Below are 10,114 nucleotides of genomic sequence, written 5' to 3' on the forward strand. Positions count from 1 at the left end.
CAGGCCCAGACGGCTGGTCTCGCCCTGCAGCGAGAAGAAAATTTCGGTAATACGCAGCGAAGTAGACATCCGATACCCAAAATAGCAACGGCATGGGCGGCTGCCCATGCCGTGCTACAACTGGCTGAATTGTCTCAGAAAACCGCTGCCAGGCGAAGCCCGGAGCCATCAATCCCCAGCGCGCACCGAACCAATACCCGAAACCGACTTGCTGAGCTTGCCCGGCTTGCCATAGTAGGTCAGCGAACCAATGCCCTCGACCGAGGCAGTCAGGGAATCGCTGGCGTAGACGCTGACGGCGCCAACGCCTTCGAGGTTGACGGTCACATCGCGCGCCTTGAGCTTGTCAAAGTCCACCGCGCCGGCGCCGCTGGCTTGCACGGTCAGCTTGTCCACCTTGCCGGTGGCGGTAACGAGACCGGCCCCTTCATAGGCCAGGGTGAACTTGTCACCACTGAGGTCATGGAAGGCCGCCTTGCCGGCGCCCTCGTGGGTGTAGCCGGTCAGCTTGGGGACGGTCAGCTCGATGCGCAGGCTGCTCTTGTCGCCAATATGGATGGTCTTATCCGGCAACTCCTTCATGCGGATAAACAGCTGGTTGTTGCTGACCGAGGTCTCGATCAGCGGGATCAGGTTGTCGTCGGCACGGATCTTCAGGCTCGGTGCCGGACCCACCTTCACGTCCAGGCTCCAGGCGCCTTCCGAGCGGATGGATTGGAAGTCGGCGACGGTGCGGGTCTGCTCGATCACATTACCGCTACCCTTGATGCCACCCGCCATGGCACCCGCCGAGAGCAAAGCCGCTGCCAGAACCGAAAGTACACGCATGATTGCCGTCTCCCTAGTTAACATACCAGTCAGTATCTTATCTTTGTGCTGCAAATGCAAACGACAGCGCCCGGCAAATACCGGGCGTTGTATTCCTGCTTATGCGGGGCGCGACAAGCGCGAGAAAACCCAGAAGTCGCGCGGTTCACCGCGTACCAGGCGTAAGGACCTGAGCCTGCCTTCGAGTTCATAGCCAGAGCGCAGCAAGACCTGGCGGGAGGGCTCATTCGTATCGAGACAGGTGGCTTGCACCCGCACATAGCCCTGCTCAGCGAGGCCCCAGGCGCTCACCGCCTTGCAGGCCGCTGTCGCCAGCCCCCTGCCCCAGTAGTCGGGCGCCAGGTCATAGGCAATCTCGGCGGTACGGTTGAGTGGCGAGACGGTATGAAAGCCTACGCTGCCGGCTAGTCGACCACTGGCCGTGTCAACGATGGCAAAGCGCAGCGAGCTGCCCGGCGCATCCGACTCGAAGGCATCGAACAAGGGCGCCAGATCCTGCACGCCGCTGAGCGACCAGCTGGTATCGCGGGTCACGGCTTCCAACTTGAGGTAGTCATACCAGCCTGCGGCATCGCTGCGCAGCAGCGGGCGCAAAGCAAAGCCGGCCAGGTCCAGATCGGGACAGGAGGCCGGCTTCACCGATCAAAACCCCGCGAGCTTCAAGCCACCAACCAAGGGCTTGCCCTTCTTGGCGCGCTTGCCCACATAGGGGGCCAGGTCATTGGCGTCGAAGGTCACGCTCATGGCACGGCCACCGCGGCCGGTGCCGTTGAGGGTCAGGCTGTCGCCATCGCTGACCGTGATGGCCGCCAGGCTGTCGCCGTCGTCCAGGGCCATGGCGATCATGCCGCGGCCACCGCCCGAGAGGGCCTTGAGTTCGCTGAGCGCAAAGGCATGTAGGCGGCCGCTGGCCGAGAGGCAGCAGACGAGGTTGCCCTCGGCCGGTGCAAACGGGGCGATCTTGAGCAGGTCTTCCCCCTCGTCCAGCGAGAGGAAGGCCTTGCCCGCCTTCTGCCGGGTCAGGAGGTCCTTGAATTCGCAGTGGAAGGCGTAACCCTGGCTGCCGGCGATCAACAGCGCCTGGTCGGGCTTGGCCGCCAGCACCTGCACAATGCGCGTCTTGGCGGCGAGGTCGATCACGGATGCCACCGGCACCCCGTCGCCACGGCCGCCCGGCAGATTGCCGGCCAGGAGGTTGTAGACCCGGCCATCCGAGCCGAACAGCGCCACGGTATCGACCGAGCGGCATTCGATGGCGGCCAAGAGGCTGTCGCCTTCCTTGAAGGTCAGGTTCTGGTTATCGACGCCGTGGCCGGTACGGCTACGTATCCAGCCCTTCTCGCTGAGGATCACGGTCAAGGGCTCGTCCACCACGGTGGCGGTCACCGTGGCGCGTTCCTTGGCTTCGATCAGGGTACGGCGGGCGTCGCCAAAGGTCTTGGCGTCTTCCTTGATCTCCTTGATGATCTGGCGCTGCATTACGGCCGGGTCGGCCAGCAGGTTTTCCAGCTCGGCCTTCTCGTCACGCAGCTTGGCCAGCTCCTGCTCGATCTTGATGCCTTCAAGCCGGGCCAGTTGCCGCAGGCGGATCTCCAGGATGTCCTCGGCCTGCCGCTCGCTCAGGCTGAAGGCGGCGATCAGGTCGGCCTTGGGGTCGTCGGCCTGGCGGATGATGCGGATCACCTCGTCGATATTGAGGTAGACCAGCAGCCGGCCTTCAAGGATATGGATACGGTCGTCCACCTGCCCCAGGCGATGGCTCACACGGCGGCGCACGGTGGCAAAGCGGTATTGCACCCACTCGGCCAAAAGCTGCTTGAGCGACTTCTGCTGTGGCCGGCCGTCGATGCCGATGGCCACGAGGTTGATCGACGCATTGCCCTCCAGCGAGGTATGCGTCAGCAGCATGTTGGCGAACTCTTCCGGGTTCTGGGTGCGCGACTTGGGCTCGAACACCAGCCGCACCGCCACATCCTTGCCCGATTCGTCGCGCACGGTGTCGAGCTTGTCCAGCAGCAGCTTCTTGGTGTTTTCCTGCTCCAGGGTCAGCTTCTTCTGGCCCTTCTTGACCTTGGGGTTGGTGAGATTCTCGATCTCTTCCAGCACCTTCTGGCTCGATGCATTGGGCGGCAGCTCAGTAATAACCAGCTGCCACTGGCCACGGGCCAGTTCTTCGATCTTCCAGCGTGCCCGTACTGCCAGCGAGCCACGGCCGCTCTCGTAGGCAGCAAGGATCTGCTCGCGGCTGGAGATGATCTGGCCGCCACCGGGGAAGTCCGGGCCCTGGATGGTGTCGAGCAGGTCGGCCACTTCCAGGCGCGGGTTACGGATCAGGGCGATGGCGGCCTCGGCCACCTCGCTGAGGTTGTGCGGCGGAATCTCGGTCGCCATACCCACCGCAATACCCGATGCCCCGTTGAGCAGCAGCATGGGCAGGCGGGCGGGCAGGAGCTTGGGCTCTTCAAACGCACCGTCGTAGTTGGGCACGAAGTCCGACGTGCCCATGTCGATCTCGCTCAGCAGGAGCTCGGCGATCTTGGTCAGACGCGCTTCGGTGTAGCGCATGGCCGCCGCACCGTCACCGTCGCGGCTGCCGAAGTTGCCCTGGCCGTCCACCAGCGGGTAGCGCAGCGAGAAGTCCTGCGCCAGCCGCACCATGGCGTCATAGGCGGAGGTATCGCCGTGCGGGTGGAACTTACCCAGCACCTCGCCGACCACGCGGGCCGACTTCACCGGCTTGGCGGTGGCGCCCAGCCCCATCTCGTGCATGGCGTAGAGGATGCGCCGCTGCACCGGCTTCTGGCCGTCGCAGACATCGGGCAGGGCCCGGCCCTTGACCACCGAAACGGCGTATTCGAGGTAGGCCCGCTCGGCATAGCGGCCCAGCGGGACCGAATCGGCACCGGCAAAATCACGCAGATCGGGCGGCGGGGGCAGGTGCTCGCCTTCGCCCGTGGCGCTCGCGGCCTCCTCGGGCAGATTGTCTTCTTCCAGCGGCAGGTCGGGCGTATCGGTCATGGTGCGGGCAGGTGAGGTGTATCCAGGCGGGCGGATGATGGCATAGCCGCCGCGTCAAATCCAAATGCAAGAGCCGACCCACGGTCGGCTCCTGTTGCCGCAGCCACCCTCAGGTGGCATTACGGCTGGGCCGGACGGGCATCCGGCCCGAAGCTCAAAGCCTGCTTATTCTTTGGCCTTCAGCGCTTCCACCAGGTCGATGTACTTCTGCTTGGCAGTGTCGCTGTCGGTGCCGGAGAGTTCGGCCCAGGCGTTGTACTTGGCGGCGCCGACGAAGTCGAACATCGAGGGCTTGTCGCCCTTCACATCGCCTTCGCTGGCTTGTTTGAACAGGGCGTACAGCTTGAGCTTGACCGAGTTGTCCGGCGCTTCGGAGAGCTGGGTGACATCTTCGGCGGCTTGCTTGAACTTGCTATCGAGTTCGGACATGGCGTGTTTCCTCACAAATCAGTTGGGATGGTGCTCGGGCTATGACTTGGCGTGAGTCTCACGCTGCACTTGGTTCCGCGGTGTAGGCAATACGCCCGTCGACCAAGGTATGCCGGACTCTACCACGCAATTCCATACCCACAAACGGCGTATGTTTGCCGCTGCTGCGCAGTGTTTCCGGCGTAACACGCCAGTGCTGGTTGGGGTCGAACAGGCACAGGTCGGCCGGTGCGCCAACCTTAAGCTGGCCGGCTTCCAGGCCCAAGAGGGCCGCCGGTTCGCTGGTGATGCGGGCCAAAGCCTGGGGCAGCGGCACATGCTTTTGCTCGGCCCAGCCCAGCACCAGCGGCAGCAGCAATTCCAGCCCGGTCGCGCCCGGCTTGGCCTCGCCAAAGGGCAAGAGCTTGTCGTCGTTGCCCACCGGGGTGTGGTCCGAACAGATCGCGGCGATGGTGCCGTCCACGAGGCCCTGCTGGATCGCGTCGCGGTCCGACAGGCTGCGCAGCGGCGGGCTCAAGCGCATGTTCGAATCGAAATAGCCGATGTCGATATCGGCCAGGTGCACATGGTTGATGCTCACGTCGCAGCTGAGCTTGAGGCCGTAGGCACGCGCCGCGGCGATCATCTCCAGGCCCTCGCGGGTCGAGACGCGTTCGAGGTGGATGCGGGCGCCGCTGTCCTTCATCAGGATCACGATGGTGGAGATCGCCACCGTCTCGGCCACCGCCGGAATGGCCGGCAGGCCCAAGCGGGTCGCCACCTGGCCGTCGTGCGCCACGCCGCCCGAGGCCAGCCGCACATCCTGGGGCCGCAGCCGCAGGGTGATGTCGTAGGTCGCGGCGTACTGCATGGCACGGAACAGCACGCGGTTGTCCGCCAGCGGCGCATCGGCCTGGCTGAAGGCCACGCAGCCGGCTTCGCGCAGTTTGGCAAATTCGGTCAGCTCATTGCCCTCCAGGCCACGCGTCAGCGCACCCAGCGGCAGCACCTTGGTCAGGCCCAGCGCATCGGCACGCTGCTTGATCATCTGCACCAGGCCCGGCTCATCGAGCGCCGGCTTGGTATCGGGCATGGCGCAGAGGGTGGTCACCCCACCAGCCACGGCAGCCTTGAGCTCGGCCTGCAGCTTGTTCTTGTGCTCGCCACCGGGTTCACCCAGGCGAGCGGCCAGGTCGACAATGCCGGGCATCACCACCAGGCCGGCGGCATCGATGGTCTGGGCCGGCTTGAAGTCGGCCGGGCCCCGGCCTACGCCGACAATACGGCCATCGGCCACAAACAGGTCGCCAACGGTATCGAGGCCGCTGGCGGGGTCGACCAGGCGGCCGTTATGGATCAGGACATTCATGCGCGGGCCTCCGACAAGGTGCTCATCACGGCCATGCGCACCGCGATACCAAAGGTGACCTGGTCCAGGATCACCGACTGCGGACCGTCGGCCACGGCCGAATCGATCTCCACGCCACGGTTCATGGGGCCTGGGTGCATCACGATCGCACCGGGCGCCGCCAGGGCCAGCTTTTCGCGGCTCAGGCCGTAGAACTGGTTGAACTCGTTGGCACTGGGCAGCAACGCGCCATTCATGCGCTCGTTCTGCAGCCGCAGCGCGATCACCACGTCCACATCGCGCAGGCCTTCCTTGAGGTCGTGGAACACGCGTACGCCCAGCTGCTCCACATCGCGCGGCAGCAGGGTCTTGGGGCCGATCACGCGCAGCTCCGGGCAGCCCAGGGTGGTCAGCGCATGGATCTGCGAACGCGCCACCCGGCTGTGCAGGATGTCGCCGACGATGGCCACCCGCAGGTTCTGGAAGTCGCCCTTGAAGTGGCGGATGGTGTACATGTCCAGGAGGGCCTGGGTGGGGTGGGCGTGGCGGCCGTCACCGGCGTTCACCACGGCCACACCGGGCCGCACGTGTTTGGCGATCAGAAAGGGCGCGCCCGATTCGGCGTGCCGCACCACGAACATGTCGGCGCCCATGGCCTCCAGGTTGTGGATGGTATCGAGCAGGGTCTCGCCCTTGGCGGTGGAGCTGGCCTGGATATTGAGGCTGTGCACATCCGCGCTGAGCCGCTTCTGGGCGATCTCGAAGGTAGTACGGGTGCGGGTCGAGTTCTCGAAAAAGAGGTTGAACACACTCTTGCCGGCAAGGTCGGTGTGCTTCTTTTCGCCGGCCTCGCCAGCGGCCACATAGCCGGCCGCCTTGTCCAGGATCTGCCGCAGGATGCGCGCCGGCAGGCCTTCGGTGCTGAGCAGGTGGATCAGCTCGCCATGGCTATTGAGTTGAGGGTTATACATCGCGTGCCTTTCAATTTTGCGGGCCCAGCTGAGCTACCGGAACGCACCGCGCAGGCGCCCGGGAAGCCCGTGCGCTCACCATTGGGGAGATCTGAGACAGCGGCGCTCCCTGTTTTATTCCCTGCCCCTCCGCCCCGCCCGCCGGCGGGGAACCTCGCTGACGCTGGTCAGCGCTCAGAAACCGGATGGGCCGGGTACTATGGCTGGTCGAACCAGCACTGCAAGATGCGCATGGCCGCGACCTGATCGACGGCCAGCTTGCGCTTCTTGCCAAAGGTCTGTGCTTCGCTGAGCAGCTCTTCCGCCTCGACCGAGGTCAGGCGCTCGTCCACCAGCGCCACCGGCAGGCCGAAGCGGCCATGCAGACGGTTGGCAAAGGTGCGGGACAGGCGGGAGAGTTCGTGCTCGGTACCGTCCAGATGGCTGGGCAGGCCCACTACCAGCTGCACGGGTTGCCATTCGGCAATCAACTTGCCGATGGCGGAAAACTTGTCGTCATTGCTATTGCCGGTCACCGTCGCCAAGGGCGTGGCAATGCCCATTTCGCGGCTGCCGCCGGCCACCCCGATACGCACCTCGCCAAAATCGAAGGCGAGTACGTAGCCGCTGCCGGCCTCAGGCATGCCCTGCGGTGTCGGACAGCATGGCCATGTCGATGCCCAACAGGCCCAATGCGGCCTCGTAGCGCTGCTCGGCCGGCAGGCTGAATACCACTTCGATATCGGCATCCACCGTCAGCCAGGCATTCTGCGCCAGCTCGCTCTCGATCTGGCCGGCTTCCCAACCGGCATAGCCCAGCGAGATGAACATGCGTTCCGGCCCGCCCCCCTCGCCCACGGCCAGCAGCACGTCCTTGGAGGTGGTCAAGCCCAGCTCATCCTCCACCGCCAGGGTGGACTGCCAGTTGCCCAGCGGCTGGTGCAGCACAAAACCGCGGTCGGTCTGTACCGGCCCGCCGAAATACACTTCCTGCTCGGCCACGTCGTCGCGGCGCAGCTCGATATCCACCTGCTGGAACAGGGTGCGCACATCCATGCCCAAGGGGCGGTTGACGATCACGCCCATGGCGCCCTGGTCGTTATGGTCGCAGACAAAGACCAAGGACTTGGCAAAGATCGGGTCGGCCATGGCCGGCATGGCGATCAGGAATTGGCGGCTCAGGTTGATAGCTTCCATGGGGGGAATTATCGCATATGGAGCGCTGCCTTGCCGAAGGCGAGGAAGCGCTCCATATCGCGCAGCCCCCCGGCAAAGCCGGGGGGTTCGTGGAAATCTGCAGCTCAAACAGGCTCCATATCCCTGATTTACCCCATCCCCCCGCCCCTGCCCCCGCAGGGGAGCCTCGCTGAAGATCACGGATCAACTCACTTGAGAGTTCACGCACCAGCTCATCGCCCGGCATAGCCGAGCGCTTCCCGGCAATCGATACTCGGGCGCGCTTTTGCTTTTTTATCTCTCGGGCCCCCACGGCCCCCCGCCCTCACCCCGCGACTGCGTGCTTGTTGCCCCTTCAGGGGCTTACAACCACGGCGTCCTCCTTGCGGGGGTGGAGCCTCGCTATCGCTCGTCAGTGGATAACTCATGCGTCGAAACCCACGCCGTGCTCTACATCTCTATCTGCCGGCTATTTTCCGGCTTTAAAATGGCAAAACGTCCAAGACAAACTACCTACAAACCATGGCTCGATATCCTCTTGTTCTGTGCTGGCTGCGGCGTGATCTGCGGCTGAGCGACCATGCGGCGCTGTACCGGGCGCTCAAGGCGGCGGAGCGGGTGGTGCCGGTGTTTGTGTTTGACCGGGGTATTCTCGATAGCCTGCCTAGGCAGGACCGGCGGGTGGAGTTCATCTGGGAGACAGTGGCGGCACTCAAAGCCGAGCTACAGGCCGAGGGGCGGGACCTCCTGGTGCGGCACGCATCGGCGGTGACCGAGATCCCACGTCTGGCCAGGGAGCTGGGTGCGGCGGCGGTGTACGCCAACCACGACTATGAGCCCGCCGCCATCGCGCGCGACGCCGAGGTCAAAACAGCACTGGCGGATGCCGGCATTGCCTTCCATAGCTACAAGGACCAGGTAATCTTCGAGCAGGACGAAGTCCTGACCCAGGCCGGGCGCTTTTTTACCGTGTTCACGCCCTACAAGAACGCCTGGCTCAAAAAGCTCGAACCCTTCTACCTGCAGTCCTACCCGGTGGAAAAATACCGCGACGGTCTGGCCCGGCGCACACCCGAGGCCATGCCCAGCTTGGAATCGCTCGGTTTTGAACGCACCGACCTCGCCGGCATCGGGGTCAAGACCGGGTCCGAGGGCGCCTCGGCGCTGTTCGAGGATTTCCACGACCGCATCGACCGCTACCATGACGCACGCGACTTTCCCGGCGTGAAGGGCGTCTCCTACCTATCGGTCCACTTGCGCTTCGGTACCGTCTCCATCCGCAGCCTGGCGCGCTACGCCTACCAGAAAGCCACAGCCGGCAGCATGAGCTGGCTAAGCGAGCTGATCTGGCGCGACTTCTACCAGCAGATACTCTGGCACCGGCCCGATGTGGTGGCGCATGCCTTCAAGCCGGAATACGAAGCCCTGCCCTTCCCCAACGACCCCGCCCTGTTTGCCGCCTGGTGCGAAGGACGCACCGGCTACCCGCTGGTGGACGCCGCCATGCGCCAGCTCAACCGCACGGGCTTTATGCACAACCGTCTGCGCATGGTGGCCGCGTCCTTCCTGGTCAAGGACCTCTTGATCGACTGGCGCTGGGGTGAGCGCTATTTTGCCGAGAAGCTGCTGGACTTCGACCTCTCCGCCAATAACGGCGGCTGGCAGTGGGCCGCCAGCACCGGCTGCGACGCGCAGCCCTACTTCCGCATCTTCAACCCGGTCACCCAATCGGAGAAATTCGACCCGCAGGGCCGCTTCATCCGCAAATACCTGCCGGTACTGGCAAAGCTGCCGGACAAGTACATCCATTCGCCATGGACGGCGCCGGACGATGTGCTGGCTGCGGCCGGAGTCCGTCTGGGTGAAAACTACCCGCGCCCCATCGTGCAACATGGCGTTGCACGGATGGAGGCGTTGGAGCGGTATGGGGCGGTGAAGGGGACGAAGGCGAAATCAGCAGACTGAGTCCGCCGGGCGGGCATTGCACCACCGCCCAAAATGAGGGCCAGACGATCAGGCCGCCAGCATGGCACTTTCCCGATAATGCTTCTGCGCATCCTCGGGGCGGTCCGTTTCCTCGAACAGGCGGGCCAGGGCCAGGTGGGCGCGTACGCAGATGCGGCGCTGCGCGTCGCGGTCGGCGTAGCGCAGGGCGCGTTCGAAATTCGACTGCGCCTTGCCCCACAGTTGCTCGCCCAGGCACAGCACGCCCAGCGTGTAGTACAGGTCGGCATCGTTCGGATGGTCGACCAGCCACTTTTCGGCCTGCTGGATTTGCGGCAGCGCCTTGCCTGGCTCGGCGCAATCGGCGTAACGCTGCACAAGCCGGCTGTCCCAGTTGACCTTCAGGGCTTCCTCGACGATCCGGCGCGCCTCGTTCTGGCGG

At 64.6% G+C, this 10,114-nt stretch carries 10 protein-coding genes; 1 reads left to right on the plus strand and 9 read right to left on the minus strand.

The window, feature by feature from the left end; genetic code table 11:
* Nucleotides 1-168: 168 nt before the first annotated feature.
* The 8 genes from VIM95_RS08750 to VIM95_RS08785 all read right to left on the minus strand — a co-directional run bounded on the left by VIM95_RS08750 (nt 169) and on the right by VIM95_RS08785 (nt 7,749).
* Complete coding sequence (locus tag VIM95_RS08750) at nt 169-828, minus strand: head GIN domain-containing protein (RefSeq protein WP_331984685.1); 660 nt, start codon at nt 826-828, stop codon at nt 169-171.
* A 99-nt stretch (nt 829-927) separates the two neighbouring features.
* Nucleotides 928-1,467, minus strand: coding sequence for a GNAT family N-acetyltransferase (locus VIM95_RS08755; protein ID WP_331984687.1), 540 nt, complete (start codon nt 1,465-1,467; stop codon nt 928-930).
* Nucleotides 1,468-1,470: 3 nt separating this feature from the next.
* Nucleotides 1,471-3,846: a DNA topoisomerase IV subunit A gene (parC, locus tag VIM95_RS08760; RefSeq protein ID WP_331984689.1), complete on the minus strand. Its 2,376-nt coding sequence runs from the start codon at nt 3,844-3,846 to the stop codon at nt 1,471-1,473.
* 165 nt (nt 3,847-4,011) lie between these two features.
* Nucleotides 4,012-4,275 (minus strand): acyl-CoA-binding protein, encoded by a 264-nt coding sequence (locus VIM95_RS08765; RefSeq protein WP_331984691.1) that lies wholly within the window; start codon nt 4,273-4,275, stop codon nt 4,012-4,014.
* Nucleotides 4,276-4,333: 58 nt separating this feature from the next.
* On the minus strand, nt 4,334-5,623 hold the full coding sequence (locus tag VIM95_RS08770; protein ID WP_331984693.1) for a dihydroorotase: 1,290 nt from the start codon (nt 5,621-5,623) through the stop codon (nt 4,334-4,336).
* Nucleotides 5,620-6,573: an aspartate carbamoyltransferase catalytic subunit gene (locus VIM95_RS08775; RefSeq protein ID WP_331984695.1), complete on the minus strand. Its 954-nt coding sequence runs from the start codon at nt 6,571-6,573 to the stop codon at nt 5,620-5,622. The genes VIM95_RS08770 and VIM95_RS08775 overlap by 4 nt, the downstream gene beginning before the upstream one ends.
* A 197-nt stretch (nt 6,574-6,770) precedes the next feature.
* On the minus strand, nt 6,771-7,196 hold the full coding sequence (ruvX, locus tag VIM95_RS08780; protein ID WP_331984697.1) for a Holliday junction resolvase RuvX: 426 nt from the start codon (nt 7,194-7,196) through the stop codon (nt 6,771-6,773).
* Nucleotides 7,189-7,749 (minus strand): YqgE/AlgH family protein, encoded by a 561-nt coding sequence (locus VIM95_RS08785; protein ID WP_331984699.1) that lies wholly within the window; start codon nt 7,747-7,749, stop codon nt 7,189-7,191. Before VIM95_RS08785 ends, ruvX begins: the two co-directional genes overlap by 8 nt.
* A 501-nt stretch (nt 7,750-8,250) precedes the next feature.
* On the opposite strand from VIM95_RS08785, the gene VIM95_RS08790 reads away from it, so the two are divergent.
* Nucleotides 8,251-9,693, plus strand: a complete 1,443-nt coding sequence (locus tag VIM95_RS08790; protein ID WP_331984701.1) for a deoxyribodipyrimidine photo-lyase — start codon at nt 8,251-8,253, stop codon at nt 9,691-9,693.
* Nucleotides 9,694-9,741: 48 nt separating this feature from the next.
* On the opposite strand, the gene VIM95_RS08795 is transcribed toward VIM95_RS08790, so the two are convergent.
* A partial coding sequence (locus tag VIM95_RS08795; RefSeq protein WP_331984703.1) for a tetratricopeptide repeat protein occupies nt 9,742-10,114 on the minus strand: 373 nt, incomplete at its 5' end.

This window comes from Chitinimonas sp. (genome assembly GCF_036568685.1).
GTDB lineage: Bacteria > Pseudomonadota > Gammaproteobacteria > Burkholderiales > Chitinimonadaceae > Chitinimonas.